The 19104-nt window shown below is 32.6% G+C and carries 21 protein-coding genes; 16 read left to right on the top strand and 5 right to left on the bottom strand.

What is annotated here, in order from left to right; all coding sequences use genetic code 11:
* Positions 1-28: 28 nt before the first annotated feature.
* Positions 29-535: a YwhD family protein gene (locus CD127_RS10545; protein WP_103366681.1), complete on the top strand. Its 507-nt coding sequence runs from the start codon at positions 29-31 to the stop codon at positions 533-535.
* Between the two features lie 93 nt (positions 536-628).
* On the opposite strand, the gene larC is transcribed toward CD127_RS10545, so the two are convergent.
* The 4 genes from larC to larA form a co-directional block, all read right to left on the bottom strand.
* Positions 629-1822, bottom strand: coding sequence for a nickel pincer cofactor biosynthesis protein LarC (gene larC / locus CD127_RS10540; protein ID WP_103366680.1), 1194 nt, complete (start codon positions 1820-1822; stop codon positions 629-631).
* Between the two features lie 15 nt (positions 1823-1837).
* On the bottom strand, positions 1838-2596 hold the full coding sequence (gene larB, locus CD127_RS10535; RefSeq protein WP_103366679.1) for a nickel pincer cofactor biosynthesis protein LarB: 759 nt from the start codon (positions 2594-2596) through the stop codon (positions 1838-1840).
* Between the two features lie 12 nt (positions 2597-2608).
* Positions 2609-3436, bottom strand: a complete 828-nt coding sequence (larE, locus tag CD127_RS10530) for an ATP-dependent sacrificial sulfur transferase LarE (protein WP_167409912.1) — start codon at positions 3434-3436, stop codon at positions 2609-2611.
* A 179-nt stretch (positions 3437-3615) separates the two neighbouring features.
* Complete coding sequence (larA, locus tag CD127_RS10525) at positions 3616-4878, bottom strand: nickel-dependent lactate racemase (protein ID WP_103366678.1); 1263 nt, start codon at positions 4876-4878, stop codon at positions 3616-3618.
* A gap of 287 nt (positions 4879-5165) precedes the next feature.
* On the opposite strand from larA, the gene adhP reads away from it, so the two are divergent.
* The 15 genes from adhP (at position 5166) to CD127_RS10455 (ending at position 18252) form a co-directional block, all read left to right on the top strand.
* A complete protein-coding gene (adhP, locus tag CD127_RS10520; protein ID WP_103366677.1) occupies positions 5166-6176 on the top strand; it encodes an alcohol dehydrogenase AdhP in 1011 nt (336 codons plus the stop codon).
* 212 nt (positions 6177-6388) lie between these two features.
* Positions 6389-6970: an excalibur calcium-binding domain-containing protein gene (locus CD127_RS10515; protein ID WP_103366676.1), complete on the top strand. Its 582-nt coding sequence runs from the start codon at positions 6389-6391 to the stop codon at positions 6968-6970.
* 160 nt (positions 6971-7130) lie between these two features.
* Complete coding sequence (locus CD127_RS12700; protein ID WP_167409911.1) at positions 7131-7268, top strand: hypothetical protein; 138 nt, start codon at positions 7131-7133, stop codon at positions 7266-7268.
* Positions 7269-7608: 340 nt separating this feature from the next.
* Positions 7609-8022, top strand: coding sequence for a YwiB family protein (locus CD127_RS10510; RefSeq protein WP_167409910.1), 414 nt, complete (start codon positions 7609-7611; stop codon positions 8020-8022).
* Positions 8022-9683 (top strand): arginine--tRNA ligase, encoded by a 1662-nt coding sequence (gene argS, locus CD127_RS10505; protein ID WP_103366675.1) that lies wholly within the window; start codon positions 8022-8024, stop codon positions 9681-9683. The genes CD127_RS10510 and argS overlap by 1 nt, the downstream gene beginning before the upstream one ends.
* Before the next feature lie 95 nt (positions 9684-9778).
* Complete coding sequence (locus CD127_RS10500; protein ID WP_103366704.1) at positions 9779-10420, top strand: endonuclease III domain-containing protein; 642 nt, start codon at positions 9779-9781, stop codon at positions 10418-10420.
* Between the two features lie 91 nt (positions 10421-10511).
* Positions 10512-11276 (top strand): MerR family transcriptional regulator, encoded by a 765-nt coding sequence (locus CD127_RS10495; protein ID WP_103366674.1) that lies wholly within the window; start codon positions 10512-10514, stop codon positions 11274-11276.
* Positions 11277-11346: 70 nt separating this feature from the next.
* A complete protein-coding gene (locus tag CD127_RS10490; protein ID WP_103366673.1) occupies positions 11347-11841 on the top strand; it encodes a DUF805 domain-containing protein in 495 nt (164 codons plus the stop codon).
* 199 nt (positions 11842-12040) lie between these two features.
* Entirely contained in the window at positions 12041-12976 is a 936-nt protein-coding gene (locus tag CD127_RS10485; RefSeq protein WP_103366703.1) for an ABC transporter substrate-binding protein, read from the top strand.
* A 114-nt stretch (positions 12977-13090) separates the two neighbouring features.
* The gene (locus CD127_RS10480) at positions 13091-14047 is read left to right on the top strand and encodes a FecCD family ABC transporter permease (RefSeq protein ID WP_103366672.1); all 957 of its coding nucleotides are present in this window, start codon (positions 13091-13093) and stop codon (positions 14045-14047) included.
* Positions 14048-14101: 54 nt separating this feature from the next.
* Complete coding sequence (locus CD127_RS10475) at positions 14102-14806, top strand: HAD family hydrolase (protein WP_103297329.1); 705 nt, start codon at positions 14102-14104, stop codon at positions 14804-14806.
* A 1-nt stretch (position 14807) separates the two neighbouring features.
* Entirely contained in the window at positions 14808-15602 is a 795-nt protein-coding gene (locus CD127_RS10470; RefSeq protein ID WP_103366671.1) for an alpha/beta fold hydrolase, read from the top strand.
* A gap of 154 nt (positions 15603-15756) precedes the next feature.
* Positions 15757-16263 (top strand): SA0570 family protein, encoded by a 507-nt coding sequence (locus tag CD127_RS10465; RefSeq protein ID WP_103366670.1) that lies wholly within the window; start codon positions 15757-15759, stop codon positions 16261-16263.
* A gap of 300 nt (positions 16264-16563) precedes the next feature.
* On the top strand, positions 16564-17280 hold the full coding sequence (locus CD127_RS10460) for a hypothetical protein (protein WP_103297332.1): 717 nt from the start codon (positions 16564-16566) through the stop codon (positions 17278-17280).
* 162 nt (positions 17281-17442) lie between these two features.
* A complete protein-coding gene (locus CD127_RS10455) occupies positions 17443-18252 on the top strand; it encodes an alpha/beta fold hydrolase (protein ID WP_103366669.1) in 810 nt (269 codons plus the stop codon).
* A 167-nt stretch (positions 18253-18419) separates the two neighbouring features.
* Here the strand turns inward: CD127_RS10455 and sarA are convergent, their stop codons facing one another.
* Positions 18420-18794 (bottom strand): global transcriptional regulator SarA, encoded by a 375-nt coding sequence (gene sarA, locus CD127_RS10450; RefSeq protein ID WP_103297334.1) that lies wholly within the window; start codon positions 18792-18794, stop codon positions 18420-18422.
* Positions 18795-19104 lie beyond the last annotated feature (310 nt).

Below are 19104 nucleotides of genomic sequence, written 5' to 3'. Positions count from 1 at the left end.
GAATTTAAGTTTGTTGGAGGTGTAACACGTGTCTGAGAACAAAGGTTTTAAATTTAATATTATTAAGAATGATCCTCTAGATGGTCATAAAGGTACAAATATCGGCTCAATTAGTTTAGATAATATTGCACCTGTGTTTATAGATGTAGCAAATAAAGAAGCATTTATAGATATTGGCGGCATGCATGCACGTGCTCAAGTTGAAAAAGGCGTAAAATGGATTAATGAGAAAGAAGAAGTTGAAGGTGACGAAGCTAAGGAATATTGGCTTTGTTGGGTAACTACTGAACGTGGCGAAAATGGTCCATATTATGCTGGCGTTACTGCTTGTTATTTACTTGTTAACAAAAGTATCCGTAGAGGATATAAAAGTATGCCTGAACACGTAAACATGATGGATAAATCTATGAAACATAAATTTATCATCGATCAAATCGGTGAGGATAATAAAAAAGTACTCAAAGACTTTTTACACTCACATAACGAAGAAATGTGGAATAATTCAAGTGATGAATTATTTAAAGCATTTGAGTAGATAAATCATATTAAAACTCCCCATCATTGATAGAGCAATGGTGGGGAGACTTATAGTATTTATTGTCGCTTGTTAGCCAGACTGCATCGAATTCTATTCTTCTAATGTATCTTCAATGCTAAATTGGTTATAAACGGTCTTCATAATCTCGTTATATACGCTTTGTAGTGGTAGGTTAGCGTGTTTACTTGCTAGTTTCAAATCTTCAAATTCAGGTTTCATTTTTAATATTTTTCCTTCTTTTAAAGAAAATTTAATCGTAATTTCTCCATATGACGTATTCACTTTACGAAATGTTCTACTCAAAATTTGGCGATTAACTGAATAGCTACGTACGCCTAGAGAAGAAGTATGTGTTAGCACTAAGTCTTCAATGTGTTGTTTATCGCTAGTTTTACAAATAATAGTGAGTTGAACAGCAGGACGGTTCTTTTTCATTGTAATAGGTGTGTAGTATACATCTAATACGCCTTCGTGCAAGGCGGTATCCATAAAGTGACCTAGCATTTCAGGAGTCATATCATCAATTTGGCATTCAATGACTTGTACTTGATCATTGGTATGTTGCGATGCATCTTCAAATTGAATAACACGTAGTACATTTGGAAAGTCGAAATCTTTATTTCCTGCGCCATATCCAATTTCTTTCATAGTCGCAGCTGGAAATGGTCCAAATTGAGTCACTAAGCTTTTAGCGAATGAAGCACCTGTTGGTGTTGTTAATTCACTTGCTACATCGAATTCAGCTAACGGAATACCTTTTAAGATTTCAGCCGTTGCTGGAGCAGGTATTGGATAAATGCCATGAGCGATATTAATTTTGCCATTACCCGTAGGAATAGGTGAGCAGTATAATGTATCGATACCTAATTGTTCCAATGCGATACAGCCACCGATAATATCTATAATAGAATCCATTGCGCCTACTTCATGGAAATGAACGTCTTCAATTGTCATGCCATGTATTTTAGCTTCTGCATAGCCAATTGTTTCAAATATCGCTTTACTACGTTCTTTAACGCGATTTGCTAAGTTACTTTCATCAATCATTTTAAAGATATCAGCAGCTTTGCGATGGTGATGATGTTCGTGGAATTCAATTTTTAAAGTCATAGCATGAATGCCTTGTTTAATTTTCTTTTCAAAATGAAGCTTAAAATCATCGATAGGTAATGTTTTTAGTTCATCTTCAATAGCTTGAGGATTAGCTCCTAAATCTACTAAAGCAGACAGTAACATATCCCCAGCAATACCTGCATGACAGTCTAAATATAATGCATTACTCATGTTTATAACTCCATTCTAGTTATTTTCTAACATATTAATAATCATTGCAGCGTTATAGCCAGCGCCAAATCCATTATCTATATTAAGAACACTAGTACCTGGGGCGCATGAATTAACCATTGATAATAGGGTAGTGACACCATTTAAATTGGCGCCATAACCTATACTTGTAGGGACTGCATAAACTGGATGGTCAACTAATCCACCAACTACACTTGCGAGTGCGCCTTCCATTCCGGCTATCACCACAGAAACTTTACCGCGACGAATTTCTTGGATTTGTTCAAATAAACGATGAATACCAGAAACACCCACATCATAAAAACGTTTCACTTGTATCCCCATGACTTCAGCAGTAATAGCAGCTTCTTCAGCAATAGGAAAGTCAGATGTACCAGCACATAATACTGAGATATAGTGATTTGATTTTTTGATGGTATCAATCGGTGTACATATGATTTGCGCTTCAGGGTGATATTCTAATTCAGGATGATGTTCTAAAACATGGGATGCTTTAGCTTCGTTTACACGTGTAGCAAGTATAGTAGTTTCATGGTGAAGTAAACTTGTAATAATCTGGTTAATTTGTTCTTTTGTCTTCCCTTGACCGAAGATGACTTCAGGAAAGCCTTGGCGCTTTGCTCTATGTAAATCAATTTTAGCAAAGCCCAATTCGTCATAATGACTGAGTTGGGCTTTAGCTTCATCAATAGATATTTGATTTGATTTTACACTTTCGAGCAAGTCTTTAATAAAGTTAGAATCTTTACTCATGTGTATACTTCCTTATACTAGTTTAGTTGTATCTGTATCTATCACTTCGTTCATGCTACCTGTTCTGTAACCTTCTAAATCTACAGTAACATAGTCGAAACCAAGTTCTTTTAAGCGTAATGTGATATTTGAATTGTTGTTAATCACTGTCATTAAATCATCTTCTGCTACTTCAATACGTGCAATGTTGTGGTGATAACGTACACGTACGTTATTTACGCCTAAGCTTAAGATATATTTTTCAGCTTCATTTACTTTGTTTACTTTAGTGAAGCTTAACTCTTCGCCGTAAGGGATACGTGAAGCTAAGCTACATAATGCAGGTTTATTCCATACTGGTAAACCAAGTTGTTGGCTTAATTCACGCACTTCAGTTTTATATAAGCTTGCTTCTTGTAAGACACTACGAACGCCAAATTCTTCACGTGCTTTTAAACCTGGACGGAAATCTTCTAAATCGTCCATAATCATGCCATCTAATACGTAATTAAAGCCTAATTGTTCTTTAATTTCATCTAGTTTGCCATACATTAAACGTTTACTGTAATACCAGCTTTCAGGCGTATTCTTCACGATGTTTTCGTCTTCTAATTCAGCCATTTCAGCTTCCATCACTTCAACGCCTAGCTCACGACCTAACTCAATCGCTTGGTTAAATTCTTCGTTTCTGAAAAGTTCAGATTTCACAACAACTGGTTTAACGTTTTCAGTGCCTAATACATCAATTGCTTTTTTAAGAACTAGACTACTGTCTACACCACCTGAAAAGGCGATTACAACGCTTTTCATATCTTTTAATAATGTGTCTAATTTTAATTCTTTATTGTTTAATTCAGTCATGTTTATCATTCCTTCCAATTATTCAAGACAATAGACAAGCCCTTTCACTCTTCGGCAATTTATGCGTAAATTGCTCATTTACGTCTAGTAAATTCCCTTCATTACACATTGCATTTTCTCGATTGCCAAGGGCTTTCTATCCGTCTTGTTATTTTTGATTAATATAACAACACGCCTAATTATTCTTCTACGTATGGAATTGTTAATGGTCCTTGTGGCATAACGCCGATACTTAGTTTACGTCCTGCTTGTTCTTCTAATTCTGCAATGGTTTGTTCGATGTTTGAAGTTGGATTCAACATTGAATCTTTTAATTGTTGGTCTGTCAGTTGTGAATAAACGTAGACATTTGCGAATGTTTGAATGCTTGCTTGTTTTTGAACTTGCCATTGGTCCACTTCTGAAAAGTTAGGATCATGGATAAGATCTAAGATACCTTGTGGCGTATCCGCCATTTTAAATATTTCAGCGAATTTACCATGGTCTGGGAAGCCATCTGCACATTCAGATACCATGATAATTGTTCCATTTTCCTTAACAACTTTACTAGCTGCGCTCATACCTTTAACAGTTTGGTATAAGTTTTGGTCTAAAGGATAACCAGAATTTGAAGCAATAACGATATCAAAGCGGTCATCACATTTAAACATGGCGTGTTCTTTAACATAAGCACAGCCTTCTTTATGCGCTTCAAACACTTCACCACCAAAGGCAGCAGTGATTTTTTTATCTTTGTTTAAAGCTACGTTAAGCATAAAGTCAGGTTTACACATTCTGTTCACTTCGCGAGCCATATCTTGTACAGGATTATCTTCTAAGTTACCCCATGTAGATCGAGGGTCGCCAATCATTTTCGCATTATGGAAAGTTTTGATTGTTTCAAGTCCTGCGATACCAGGCATAATGCCTTTAGGGCCTCCTGAAAAGCCTGCAAAGAAATGAGGTTCAATAAAGCCAGTGACAATTTTAAAATCAGATTCTACATAATCTTTATTTAAATAAGCGTCACAACCATATTTACTGTGTCCAACTTTAACTAGACTTTCTTTTTCATCGCAATGATTATGAACAATTTTTACGCTATCAACGATGTCTTCACCTAACATTTGAATAAGTTCATCACGTGTTTGATCACGATGTGTGCCAGTGCCATTAATAATAACGAAATTTTCACGTGGTACATGGTTTAACTCTTCGATAAGTAAAGGTACTAATATATGGTTAGGTGTTGGACGTGTAATGTCACTAATTACAATAGAAACAATATCGTCACTCTTAACTAATTCTTTCAATGGTTTAGTACCAGTAGGATGTCTTAAAACATCTTGAATCGCTGAAGTATAATCTTCTAGCGCATCAATATTTTGTGGTTCAATGACTGTACTATCATCAGGTACATTAACTGCTATTTCAGACTTACCATATAAAACGTGTGTCTTCACAGCTAATCCCTCCCTTTATTATGGTGTATTTTAGTAAATACAACTATATTTCTTACATTTTAAATTATATCATATTAAATATTTATTTTTCTTAAACCGTAAGTAGATGTATATTTCTTAGGAAATTATTTTTGAAAATAAATGATGGAATTTTTTGCCTTAATTTTCAAAATAAAAATTACTAATTTAGACAATATAAAGATGAAATATCTACAAATTTGTAAGCGTACTTTCATTATATAATCACATTGAAAATATCTTAATTATTGAACAAGGAGTGGTTTACCATGAAAGCAGCAGTAGTAACTCAAGATCATAAAGTAAGTGTTGAGAACAAAGAATTACGTCAATTAGAACCTGGTGAAGCTTTAGTTCAGACAGAATATTGTGGCGTGTGTCATACAGATTTACATGTTAAAAATGCAGATTTTGGTGATGTTACAGGACGCGTGTTAGGTCATGAAGGTATTGGACGAGTAGTTGAAGTCGCAGAAGATGTAGAGTCACTTAAAGTAGGTGACCGTGTATCCATCGCTTGGATGTTCGAAAGCTGCGGGCATTGCGAATATTGTACGACAGGACGTGAAACGCTATGTCGTGACGTGAAAAATGCTGGTTATACAGTCGATGGGGCAATGGCTGAGCAAGTAATTGTTACAGCGGATTATGCAGTCAAAGTTCCTGAAGATTTAGATCCAGCAGCAGCTTCATCTATTACATGTGCTGGCGTCACAACTTATAAAGCGGTGAAAGTAAGTAATATTAGACCAGGTCAATGGATTGGTATCTTTGGCGTGGGTGGTTTAGGTAACTTAGCGCTTCAATACGCGAAGAATGTGTTTAACGCTAAAGTGGTAGCATTTGATATCAACGATGATAAATTAAATTTCGCTAAAGAATTAGGGGCAGATGTAGTAATCAATACACTTAATCAAGATGCCGTTGAAGAAGTCAATAAAGCAACAGATAATAAAGGGTTAGATGCTACAGTGGTGACTTCAGTTGCTAAAACACCATTTAACCAAGCAGTAGATGTTGTTAAGGCAGGGGCGCGTGTCGTAGCGGTTGGTTTACCAGTTGAAAAAATGGATTTAGAAATTCCACGTTTAGTGCTAGATGGCATTGAAGTCATTGGCTCATTAGTGGGTACACGACAAGATTTGAAAGAAGCTTTCCAATTTGCTGCAGAAGGAAAAGTTGTACCAAAAGTTCAAACTCGTGAATTAGAAGAAATTAATGACATTTTTGAGGAAATGGAAGAAGGAACAATTACCGGACGCATGGTAATTAAATTTTAAATGAAGATATAAATAATTAGTTCTCACTCACATTGTGGTAGCTCGTAAGACTTGATTAAAAAACATATTCTTACGAGCTAATTTTTATTTGTTAAAGCTATACTTTTTATCCATTTTTTAAATTTTTCGTTTGTAAAATTAAAATTGAAACTAATTATAATGTATTTTACAATTAATTTATACATAATATTATTTTAAAGGGAGAATAAAAAATGGATAATAACGGTTCTCGAGGTTGTTGTGGGTGTTTAGGTTGTTTTGGAGTTTTAATATTATTAATTATGTTAATAGGTGGATGTAACGCTATATTTGTTACACCAAAAGATGATACTCATAATGAAGATAAAATTACTTCTGAAAAAAGAACTCAAGAAAAAAGTACTGAAGAAGATACAGTTGAAGACGAGACTTCAGAAGACAATTTAAAAGAGGTTAGCAGTCAAGAAACTGCAACGCAAGAAAGTGCTGAAGAAAACGATAATGAGCAGAACGAGGAGAATGACAATTCTCAAAATAATGAAAAGGACAATGATTCTTATTATAAAGAGCCACTAACTAAAGAAGAGAATAAAGATACTAATTTACAAGATAGTTCAACTGAAGTAAATAGTAATGAACCTCAATCTACTCAAGAAGAAAGTGTGGCAAATGCCAGTGAATCTGCTAGCACTACTAGTTTCGCAAATTGTACTGCCTTAAGACAGGTGTACCCAAATGGTGTTGCTAAAGGAAGTCCAGCTTATGACGATAGTTTAGATCGTGACAAAGATGGCACGGCTTGTGAAGTTAATTAATATTAGTTTAAAATGCTTGTTTTCTACGTTTACACGAGAAAGCAAGTGTTTTTATTTTGCTCTATAGTAAATTAATCGATGATATAAAAATTATTTTCCAGTTTAATGGTATAATTAAAGTAGTTAAATTAACTAAAATATGAAATAAGAGGACACACAAATGTATAAATTCTTACTATTTGTTACAACATTGACTTTCGGCATCATTTATTTCTGGAAATATACAATACTTTTGGAAAAGTATAATTATGATATTGTAGAAATTGAGTCTAAAGCAGACTTAGCTAAACGTAAATAATGAGTTAGAACACCACATTAGTTAATATTGTAAAAATACACTCTATTAAAAGTAACTTTTTCCATTTCACTACTGAGCAGTGTTATAATTTAATTAACAAGAATTCTAGTATGAATACACCAATCCCCTCACTATTGCAGTAGTGAGGGGATTTTTAGGCGTGACTATAGTCGCCTATTTATCATTATTAAGTCAGTTGTCTTTCCGAATTTACGCTGTAAAAAAAGACATATTTAAATTTCTTTAAAATGCCTTAATAACCTATATCTATCAACTACAAGCACTACTCAATCTATGCTATAATAATTTGTATTATTTAGAAGTTAAGGTGAGTCTAACGTTGGATAAGAATATAAACATTCAAACGAAACAAGTCTTAAAACAAAATGGTGAGAAGCAAAAATTTGAGTTTGCAGCACAAGGATCTTGGCAGAAAAAGAATGCTGACTACATTCGTTATCAAGAACAAATTGAAGAAGCGGTTGTTAATGTGACGATTAAGATTGAAGAAAGTGGTGTAAAATTAATACGCAAAGGTGATATTAATATGAATCTCCACTTTATCGAAGGTCAAGAAACAACAACACTTTATGACATTCCAGCTGGGCGTATTCCATTAACAGTGAAAACACGTAGTATACTTCACTTCGTTAATGACAATGGTGGAAAGTTAAAAATTCAATACGAGTTACATCAAAATGATGAAAAAATGGGCTCATATCAATATGAAATTAATTATAAGGAGATAGGCTAATGAATATTATTGAACAAGTAAAACAAACGTTAGTACAAGAGATTGAAACAAGTATTAAAAAAGCTGAACTTGCTGAAGATATTCCTGAAATTAAAATTGAAATTCCAAAAGATACTAAAAATGGAGACTATTCAACTAATATCGCGATGGTATTAACTAAAATTGCTAAACGTAATCCGCGTGAGATTGCTCAAGCGATCGTTGATAATTTGGATACAAGTAAAGCCAATGTTAAAAAAGTAGACATTGCAGGTCCTGGGTTTATTAACTTCTACTTAGATAATCAATATTTAACTGCAGTAATTCCAGAGGCAATTAATAAAGGCGATAAATTTGGTTATTCTGAAGAACCAAAAAATAAAAAAATCTTATTAGAATATGTTTCAGCTAACCCAACAGGTGATTTACACATTGGCCATGCTCGAAATGCGGCTGTAGGTGATTCTTTAGCAAATATTTTAATTGCTGCTGGTTATGATGTAACTCGTGAGTACTATATTAATGACGCTGGTAATCAAATTACTAACTTAGCACGTTCAATTGAAACTCGTTTCTTTAAAGCGCTTGGAGATACTAACCACGAAATGCCAGCTGATGGCTATAACGGTAAAGATATTATTGAAATCGGTAAAGATTTAGCAGATAAACATCCTGAAATGAAAGACTACTCTGATGATGAACGTCTAAAAACGTTCAGACAATTAGGTGTCGATTATGAAATGGATAAATTGAAAAAAGACTTAGCAGATTTCAATGTACATTTCGATAACTGGTTCAGTGAAACATCTTTATATGAAAATGGTGCGATTAAAGAAACTTTAGACAAAATGAACCAATTAGGTTACACATATGAAGCAGACGGTGCGACTTGGCTACGTACGTCAGACTTTAAAGATGATAAAGACCGTGTATTAATCAAAAAAGATGGTAATTACACTTACTTCACACCAGATACTGCTTATCACTATAATAAAATCAATCGTGGCAATGACATCTTAATCGACTTAATGGGTGCCGATCATCATGGTTATATCAATCGCCTTAAAGCAAGTCTTGAAACATTTGGCGTAGATAGTGATCGTCTTGAAATCCAAATTATGCAAATGGTACGTTTAATGCAAAACGGTGAAGAAGTGAAAATGAGTAAGCGTACTGGTAATGCGATTACATTACGTGAAATCATGGATGAAGTAGGTATTGATGCCGCACGTTACTTCTTAACAATGCGTAGCCCAGATTCACACTTCGACTTTGATTTAGAACTTGCGAAAGAACAATCACAAGATAACCCTATTTATTATGCACAATATGCGCATGCACGTATCTGTTCAATCTTGAAACAAGCGAAAGAACAAGGTGTCGAAGTAACAACTGACGCAGACTTTTCAACAATCACTAATGAAAAAGCAATTGACTTATTGAAGAAAGTTGCTGAATTTGAACCAACAATTGAAAGTGCAGCAGAAAGTCGCGCACCACATCGTTTAACAAATTATATTCAAGATTTAGCTTCTGCATTTCACAAATTCTATAATGCTGAAAAAGTATTAACAGATGATGCAGAAAAAACAAAAGCACACGTGGCATTAGTAGAAGCTGTTAAAATTACATTCCACAATGCTCTAGCATTAGTAGGTGTATCTGCACCAGAATCTATGTAATTATATAATCAAATTATTTTAAATATTTTTGTTATACCCTCATAAATTTCGATTTGTGAGGGTGTTGTTATGTGATGAATGGAGTGGAAATAGAGATGCTTAGTACAGAAACACTTTATAACGAACTATTGAAGCACATGGGCCCACAAGGTTGGTGGCCAGCAGAAACACCGGAGGAAATGATGCTTGGGGCAATTCTTGTACAGAATACGAATTGGAAGAATGCAGATATGGCATTATTAAGATTAAGAGAGGAAACGCAATTTGAACCTCAAAAGATTCTGGATCTCCCATTAGAAGAATTACAAGAAGTCATCCGATCTAGCGGATTTTATAAAAATAAAGGAAAAGCCATTCACGCTTTATTTCAGTGGTTAAATCAATTTAATTTTGATTATGAAAAAATTGCTCAATATTATGGCGATAACTTAAGAAAAGAATTACTAAAAATTCGTGGGATTGGTAGCGAAACTGCTGATGTTTTACTCGTCTATGTCTTTGAAGGTGTCGAGTTTATCCCTGATAGTTACACAAGACGTTTGTATAGTAAGTTAGGCTATACCCATACAGAAAGTTACGATAAATTTAAAAAGCAAATTACCTTGCCTTCTCATTTTACAAATCAAGATGCGAATGAATTCCATGCGTTATTGGATAATTTTGGGAAAAATTATTTTAATGGAAAAGGAGAAGAACGCTATACCTTTTTAGATAAATATTTTATAGAAAAAGGTTGACCTTAACGTTACGTCATAGCGCATACTCCTTTGTAGATGATGACTATAATTTAATCATAAAGAATTAAACGTTAAGGTGGTATAACAACAAATGAAGAAGAAAGATTATTTTACCCCTAAAGAAATTAGCCAAATTACAGATGTCAGCACACGCACTTTACATTATTATCATGAAATAAAATTACTTCTGCCAAGTCTTGTTACAGACAATGGTTATCGATATTATTCGACGCAAGACATTGCCAAACTTCAAACCATTTTATTTTTAAGGCAACTGAATTTATCACTTGAGGACATTCAAAGCTATTTTGATAAAAGTATTTCTGAAAAAAATAAAATTTTGGAAGAAAACGTTAGTCAGCTTGTACAAAAACGCGATCAACTTAATCAAATGATTAACTATCTAGACCATCATCTCAAAAACCATAAAAATGAGGAGATTAATATGGATAAATTTGATGATTATGATATTCAACAACAGTATGATAAAGAAGCAGAAATGAAATATGGTGATACGAAATATTACCAAGCATTTAAAGAGCAGCGTAATACATTAAATAAAACAGATAAACAACGCACTGATAAAGAAATAAGCCATCAATTTAATCAATTCTTCGATGAAATGAATACTTTCTTAGACAATGGGCATCAAGCTAATGACGAACAGGTCTATCAATATATTAAAGAATTAAAAGATATTTTACGCATACAAGTACCTAATGCAGATAATCAATTTTTAGAGTATATGGCTCTCACTTATGAAAATGATGAACGCTTTGCGAAAAATATTAATAAAGGACGCAATGATAACCTAAATAAATTTATTGCAGATGCAATTCAAGCGTATCTTCAATAAACTATTTGCTTAACTTCTAAAATGTGTAATGATTAAAATAACAACACACATATTTAAAGGAGATTAAGCGATGGTTGAAGCATTTCAATTATTTTGGAAGAATTATTTTAACATTCATGGACGTACAAGACGTCGCCATTATTGGTTTGCGATTTTGGATACCACTCTAATTTTAATTGTCTTAAGTCTAATTTGTGATTTACTGTCTTGGAGTTTTGGGGCAGAAACATTTTTCGATACGATTTATAACATTATTGATTTAGTGATTTTTATAGGAATCTTCACGATGTCAGTGCGTCGTTTTCATGACGTTGGTCGGACGATGACTATTCCGCTCATTTTATTTATTTTTATGTTGTTACAAAACATACGCATGTTGACTGAAGATTATGTGGATTATTCTCTGGACAGCTCCTATACAGGGGTGGGACTCATCATCGTAAGTATTATATCTGTGGCTATCTCGATTGCTTTATTAATACTACTAATTATTGCAGTTGTATATTGCGCTTCATATAGTCGACCAGGTATGAATAAATACGGTCCAAATCCTAAAGGTGAATAATTGATTGAAATGACACCGACTATTTCTACATTAAGAAGTTAGCGGTGTCTTTATTTTGCCTTCTTTTCAGGAAAATTAAGTAAAACAAACAATAATATAAATATATACAATAAAATATTAAAAATTTAATTTAATGAGAAAAATAATTTGGTATGATAAATATATACATAGAAATAGGAAGGGAATGTTTAATGTTTCAATGAAGAATAGTAAGGTGTGGTTTATACTTCTAGCATTAGTACTTGTGTTAGCAGCATGTAGTCAAAGCAATCAACATAAAGAAGGAAATAAACAAAATCAGCAATCAGATAAAACAACCGAACAGACATCTTCCAAAGATGATAAGGCAAATGACAAATCATATAAACGCATCATTTCCTTAATGCCAAGTAACACAGAAATTTTGTATGAACTAGGATTAGGAAAAAATATTGTAGGGGTTTCAACTGTAGATGATTACCCTAAAGACGTTAAAAAAGGGAAAAAACAGTTTGATTCAATGAACCTAAATAAAGAAGCGTTACTTAAAGCGAAACCTGATTTAATTCTTGCCCATGAATCTCAAAAAGGTTCTTCTAAAAAAATTCTAGATAGTGTAGCAAACAGTGGTGTGAAGGTAGTTTACGTTAAAGATGCGCAATCATTAGATCAAACATATGATACATTTAAACAAATTGGTAAAGTCACTGGTCGTGAGAAAGAAGCCGATGACTTAGTAGATGAAACAAAACGAAATGTCGATAAAGTGATTAAGTCAGTTCCAAGACATAATAAAAAACAAAGTGTCTTTATGGAAGTATCTTCTAAACCTGAGATTTATACAGCCGGTAAAGATACATTCTTTAATGATATGCTTGAAAAGTTAGGCGCTGAAAATAGCTTTTCAAATATTAAAGGTTGGAAAGCTGTAGATAAAGAAAGTATCATTAAGAAAAATCCTGATATTTTAATTTCGACAGAAGGTATTTCTAAAGCAGATTATTATAAAATTATTAAGCAACGCGATGGTTTCAGCCAAATTAATGCGATAAAAAATGAACGTGTTGAAACTGTAAATGGCGATGAAATTTCTCGTCCAGGTCCACGTATTGATGAAGGATTAAAACAGTTAAGAGACGCCATTTATAAACGTTAAATATTGAATACTAAAGTATTGAAGTGGTGTAGTTCAATGTATTGATGAGCTACACCGCTTTTTAAATATTAGTTATAATGAGCAATATATTAAACATATGACAGAGTGGAGATTATGACAAAGAAAATTTACGTTACATTTATGATTTGGATTGTGTGTTTATGTGTCATAACGAGTTTAAGTTTATGTTGGGAATTAGGATCGTTAAATGATTCATTTAATCAAACCATTCTTTATAAAGTGAGAATTCCAAGAACACTTGAGGCGCTTATTACCGGGGCTATTTTAACGTTAGCAGGGCAAATGTTTCAAACTGTATTGAATAATCCTCTTGCTGATAGCTTTACCCTTGGACTAGCTAGTGGCGCGACATTCGGCTCAGGCTTAGCGCTATTTTTAGGGCTTTCCTTTATTTGGATCCCTATTTTTTCAATAGGCTTTAGTATCTTGACGTTAATCATCGTTTTAACCATTGCGACTATGGTTTCTAAAGGTTATCCCGTTAAAATATTAATTGTGACTGGGTTAATGATTGGAGCGTTATTTAATGCGTTGTTATATATACTAGTGTTAATTAAACCTAGTCAGATGAATCAAATTGCTAATTATTTCTTTGGAAGTTTCGCGGTAGCTGAAACGAAAGAGATGATATATATTTGTGCTGTGGCGATACCTAGCGTAGCTATATTATTCGGCATGATACCATCCATTAAGTTGCTACAACTAGGCGAGTTGAAGAGCCAATCTCTTGGGTTAAATGTTCAGCGTGTGACATTTATCGTACTTACATTGGCTTCAATTATGACTGCTATTGCTGTCGCGTATGTCGGTGTAATTGGGTTCATAGGTATGGTTATACCTCAACTTATACGCCGATACTATTGGCGTTATACCATAGGGGCGCAAATGGTTCTTAATATTTTGATTGGGGCGACAATGATGTTATTTGCTGATTGGATAGGGAGTATTATTATTAATCCTATACAAATTCCGGCAAGTATTGTTTTAGCTTTAATCGGAATACCAGCTTTATTCTATATTTTAATTTCCCAGTCCAAACTATTACGTTAGCTGACGCGATTTGCTAAAATAAGAATACTATTATAGTGAAGAGGGAAAATGAGAATGGACTTAAGTCATATAAAAGCGATTGTCTTTGACTTAGAAGGTACTTTATTAGATAGAACAAAGTCTAGAGACAAATTTATTGAAGAGCAGTATGAGCGTTTTCACGATTATTTTGTGCATGTTCAATTAGCTGATTTTAAAAAGAAATTTATCGAATTAGATGATGATGAAGACAACGATAAACCTGATTTATACAAGGCGATTATTAAACAATTTCACATAGATAGATTAACTTGGAAAGATTTGTTTCACGATTTCGAAATGCATTTTTACCGTTATGTCTTTCCATACTATGACACACTTTATACGTTGGAAAAGCTATCTGAAAGTAACTATCTTTTAGGTGTCATCGCAAACGGGAAATCGAAAATTAAGCAATTTCGCTTACACTCTTTAGGTATAGGACACGTGATTAATTATTTATCTACTTCCGAAACAGTAGGATATCGCAAGCCCCATCCGCGTATTTTCGAAGACATGATTGATCAATTAGACGTTTTACCAGAAGAAATTATGTATGTTGGCGATGATGCGTTAAATGATGTTGCACCAGCCCGCGCAATGGGTATGGTAAGTGTATGGTTTAAACATGACGATGATGATTTAGAACCTCTTGAAGAAGAGGTAGATTACATTATTACAACAGTTGAAGAATTATTATCTATCTTACCGATTGATATAACACAGAAAGGAGATAACTAAGATGGATTTATTTACTAGAAGAGGAGGACTTTCTCTAAATTATAATACGATGGGAGAAGGCTACCCGGTAGTATTAGTACATACTGCATATGAGAATGCTTCAATTTTTCAAAATGTAGCAAAAGAACTGGCAAAATCATTCCAAGTAGTATTATTGGATTTAAGAGGTCATGGGTATTCAGACAAGCCTAGACAAATCAAATTTAATGAATTTGCAGATGATATTATTCTATTATTAGATTATTTATATATAGATGAGGCAGCATTTATCGGACATGAAATGGGTGCTAATATTGTGGCTGACTTAGCAAATCGTTACAAAGATTACGTTTCTTCATTAGTGTTAGTGACACCAACTTCAATTGATGGAGAGTTACCAGAAGAGCGCTTATTTAGAAAATATGCACATAAAATTCGTAACTGGGATGACGAAAAACAAGATAAATTCTTAGAAAAACGTAGATATTATAAACCACGTAAAGTTAATAAATTTTTAAAACATGTGGAAGATACAAATGCAATTTCTACTAAAGAAGAAACGGAAGCGGTTGAAGATGTCTTCAAACAAGAAGGCATTGGCGAAGTATTTGAACATGTAATGAAACCGACATTCATTGTTGCAAGTGAATATGGAGAACGTGTGACTACGATTGAATCAAAAGAAGTTGCAGACTTAATTGGTAATGCACGTTTTGATGTATTTACCGAATCAAGTTTATATCCTTTTGAAGAAGAACAAGAAAAATTTGTTGAAGATGTCGTACCATTTATTAAGGAAAATATGCCTGAACGCTAAAAAATTTGATGATTTATATAGTCTAAAAATTTAGTTGTTACAGAAATTGAAAAAATTTGTAATAAATCTGTAATAAAGGTGTTATTTTAGTAATAATTGGGGTATACTATGAGTAAGCACAAGAGAAGAATGAGATAAAGGAGAGAGAGTGCTTATGAAAAAATTAGTAGCAGCATTTTTAGTTTCAGGACTAGTAATGACAGGAGTAGGCGTTAACCATGCTGAAGCAGCTAGCGGAAATTCAATTCAAACAGTTCAACAATTAACTCAAGGACAAAAAACATTAGAGAATATTACACTTGGTGAATCAATTAAAAATGTAAATAATAAATATGGCACTCCGATCTATTCTAAAAATCCAAACACTAACGAAGGCTATTACGAATATCGTACTGCTAAAGGTTTAATTGTAGTAACAGCTAAAGGTAAACAAAACCAAGGCTACGTAACAAGAATTTCTATGACTTATAACGCAGCAAATGGCCCAACTTATAATCAAGTTAAACAAAGTGTTGGTCAAAATGCGATTACACGCGCTCAATATAACAAAGTAAGTGGTAACTTCGGTTACATTCAAAAAGGTAATACAAGCTATCAATTCGGTTCGAACGGTCCAAAAGATAAAGTCTTAAAATTATACCGTATTGATGTTACTCAATAATAAAAAGCACTCTAAATATTTATAAGGAACACTTAAGAGTTAAATATTTGTAATAAAGTAAAGCGACAATTTCTATTGAATAATGTAGGAATTGTCGCTTTTTATATATAAATAGTATTCGTCTTGTAAGCGATATTTCCTGGAGTCACATCTAAATGGACTTGATATATACAAGAAAATTGCACAAATGTATGATAAAATTTCTAATTGAATCATTCAATTATGATTGAGATAGAGAAAGTTGAATCTTATTTCTTATTCAGTAAGAAAATTACTAGCAGTCTAACAAAGGAGTAACTCATGAGAACTAACGATAAAGTGTTACTTGAAAATATTAACGATTATTTTAGTCATAAAGGTATGGCGCCCAATTTAATTGATGACATAAAAGAAAATTTGCGTACAGATTTAAAAAAATCTGAAACAAAAGATCAAGATTATTTGGAATATAGAGGTAAATCACCAGCACAAATTATTTTAATCATTCAACGTAACCTCTTTGGGTTACAATTGAATCCAGTCATCTTTTTTATTATGAATTTCATCTTAATTTCTTATTTATATGATAAACAATATGTGCCATTCCAAGCAGCAACAGCGATTTCAATCTTTTATTGTATTGTGATACTGCCTATAACTATTTTTATCAATATTCGAATAGATAGGAAAAAATATCTTTATAGCAATCGATTTGAAATTATAATCGGATATGTGATTGCAGTGATTGCTTTGATTTTAATCATTATGCGTGCATTTAATTTCACTTGGGGCATTGTTCCCATCACTATTTATAGTCATCAATTTGTCTTTTTTGTCGGTATTATTTTTAGCTTAACTGGACTCTTTATTAAAAAAATAGAATACACTGGCATTGGTTTATTACTTTGCCAAAAAACAATAGATGCTGTTTTGACAAAACCGGAAATAGCTCAAATAGCTTCATTAATTATTTGGATACTTATTGTTGTATTAGTAGTATTTTATACTGTGCGACTGTCCTCAAGAACAAAAATTTAATAAGATTATTTATTACTCAAGTGTTATTAACGTATGATAACACTTGAGTTTTTTTGAATTTTATTTTCAAAATTATTAAATAAAAAAAGAATTAATAGTATTTACATTCATAGCGTAAAATTTATTGAATTGGGTATAGTAACAACTAAGGGAGGTGCCAATATGAAGAAGATCGAAACGTTAAACCGAACGAAGATAGCTTATCAAGAAGAAGGACAAGGTCTTCCCATTATATTAATTCATGGCTTAGATGGTAATTCAGCTGCGTTTCATAAATTAAAACAGGAACTGCAAGATCAATATAAAGTGATTACTTATGATGTTAGAGGTCATGGCAAATCTTCTCATCCGAATTCATATAATTTAACGGATCACGTTAAAGATTTATATATTTTAATGAATAAACTTAATGTTCAACATGCGCATATTTTAGGACATGATATGGGAGGCATTATTGCCAGAGAATTTACTGAGAAACATGAAGATAAAGTTTTATCTTTAACCATCATTTCTTCCAAAGCAGAAGATATCGTTCATGGTTTTACGAAATTAATGATTGAGCACCAAGATGAAATCGCCGGGTTTAATAAATCTGAAGCGCTATTATTATTATTTCCTTATATTTATAAAGAACAGAAAGAAGCAATGAAGTGGTTTCAACGCCAACGCTTATATAGTAAACCATGTTCTGAAGATAGCGCAATAGCGAGTCGAGCGCTTTTAGATACAGTCAACACAAACAGGGAGTTCACGCGTTCTGTTAGAGTCCCAACGCTTATTATCAATGGTCGATACGATCCAATCATTGATGATAAAGAACATTATAAATTAGAAGAGCGCTTCCAACACGTTGAGAAGGTTCTATTTGAATCATCAGGCCATGCGCCTTATGTAGAAGAGGCAGATAAATTTCTCACTATCTATTTAGAATTTTTGAAAAATGTAGAACATATTACACAACAAAATGATTAATACTTATTAATATTTCAATAAACTATACCAATCTGACATCATTGAGTATAGTTTATTTTTTATGTAGAAAAGGAAATCAAATACGCAAAAATATAGAAAATTGCGCATAAAAAAAGTCCACATAGTCGAAAACTGTGCGGACAATTCTTTATGAAGCCATCAAGAAATTATAAATCTGTTTCTTTGTTAGCTTCTTCTATACGATTGTTTACTTTGTTTAATAAGTCATCGATTTTTTTACGTTGAGTCGCATTTACAAGAATTAAAACAGTTCTTTCATCATGCTCGTTACGTTTTTTATCGAAATAATCTTCTTGAGATAAGTTTTTAACAGCTTTAACTACTTGTGGTTGTTTGTAGTTTAAGTGATTAATAATATCTTTCAAATAATACTCGTCTTCTTTGCTTTGACTGATATAAGTTAAAACTGCGAATTCTTCAAAACTAATTGAAAATTCTTTTTTAATAATACTCTTTAATTTATCAGCGTAAGTAATCATCGCTAATAATTCAAAACAATCATTTATTTTTGAAATAGCCATATTGGAAACCTCCCTAATTAATATCCTCTATATAATAAGTGCGCCCGTTAAATCTATATATAACGTCATTTAGTCGTTAAAATACTTTTAATAATTTAGATTAAATAAATTTTGATAAATTAATTTAATGCTATATTATTTAGTTAATTATAACTAAATAAAATTAAGAAGTAAACGAAAAAGTACTTAATAAAACAATATTTTGATTATTTATTACTTTGTTTAAAAAAACAAGCAAATTTTTATAACCAATTAATTATGAACAATTATTGTTACTCTCTATTAAATAAAAAATTGTCTGAATATTAAG

The organism is Staphylococcus petrasii, assembly GCF_002902565.1.
Classification (GTDB): domain Bacteria; phylum Bacillota; class Bacilli; order Staphylococcales; family Staphylococcaceae; genus Staphylococcus; species Staphylococcus petrasii.
The sequence above is the reverse complement of the archived record's forward strand: the minus strand, read 5'-3'. Positions and strand labels throughout refer to the sequence as shown.

Bases quoted from the DNA above. Each gene is read 5' to 3' on its own strand.
- larB (WP_103366679.1), bottom strand. From the start codon at position 2,596: ATGAGTAAAGATTCTAACTTTATTAAAGACTTGCTCGAAAGTGTAAAA.
- CD127_RS10465 (WP_103366670.1), top strand. From the start codon at position 15,757: ATGAAAAAATTAGTAGCAGCATTTTTAGTTTCAGGACTAGTAATGACA.
- CD127_RS10495 (WP_103366674.1), top strand. From the start codon at position 10,512: ATGAAGAAGAAAGATTATTTTACCCCTAAAGAAATTAGCCAAATTACA.
- adhP (WP_103366677.1), top strand. From the start codon at position 5,166: ATGAAAGCAGCAGTAGTAACTCAAGATCATAAAGTAAGTGTTGAGAAC.
- larE (WP_167409912.1), bottom strand. From the start codon at position 3,436: ATGACTGAATTAAACAATAAAGAATTAAAATTAGACACATTATTAAAA.
- CD127_RS10455 (WP_103366669.1), top strand. From the start codon at position 17,443: ATGAAGAAGATCGAAACGTTAAACCGAACGAAGATAGCTTATCAAGAA.
- CD127_RS10515 (WP_103366676.1), top strand. From the start codon at position 6,389: ATGGATAATAACGGTTCTCGAGGTTGTTGTGGGTGTTTAGGTTGTTTT.
- CD127_RS10480 (WP_103366672.1), top strand. From the start codon at position 13,091: ATGACAAAGAAAATTTACGTTACATTTATGATTTGGATTGTGTGTTTA.
- CD127_RS12700 (WP_167409911.1), top strand. From the start codon at position 7,131: ATGTATAAATTCTTACTATTTGTTACAACATTGACTTTCGGCATCATT.
- CD127_RS10485 (WP_103366703.1), top strand. From the start codon at position 12,041: ATGAAGAATAGTAAGGTGTGGTTTATACTTCTAGCATTAGTACTTGTG.
- sarA (WP_103297334.1), bottom strand. From the start codon at position 18,794: ATGGCTATTTCAAAAATAAATGATTGTTTTGAATTATTAGCGATGATT.
- CD127_RS10500 (WP_103366704.1), top strand. From the start codon at position 9,779: ATGCTTAGTACAGAAACACTTTATAACGAACTATTGAAGCACATGGGC.
- CD127_RS10475 (WP_103297329.1), top strand. From the start codon at position 14,102: ATGGACTTAAGTCATATAAAAGCGATTGTCTTTGACTTAGAAGGTACT.
- larC (WP_103366680.1), bottom strand. From the start codon at position 1,822: ATGAGTAATGCATTATATTTAGACTGTCATGCAGGTATTGCTGGGGAT.
- CD127_RS10470 (WP_103366671.1), top strand. From the start codon at position 14,808: ATGGATTTATTTACTAGAAGAGGAGGACTTTCTCTAAATTATAATACG.
- CD127_RS10490 (WP_103366673.1), top strand. From the start codon at position 11,347: ATGGTTGAAGCATTTCAATTATTTTGGAAGAATTATTTTAACATTCAT.
- argS (WP_103366675.1), top strand. From the start codon at position 8,022: ATGAATATTATTGAACAAGTAAAACAAACGTTAGTACAAGAGATTGAA.
- CD127_RS10460 (WP_103297332.1), top strand. From the start codon at position 16,564: ATGAGAACTAACGATAAAGTGTTACTTGAAAATATTAACGATTATTTT.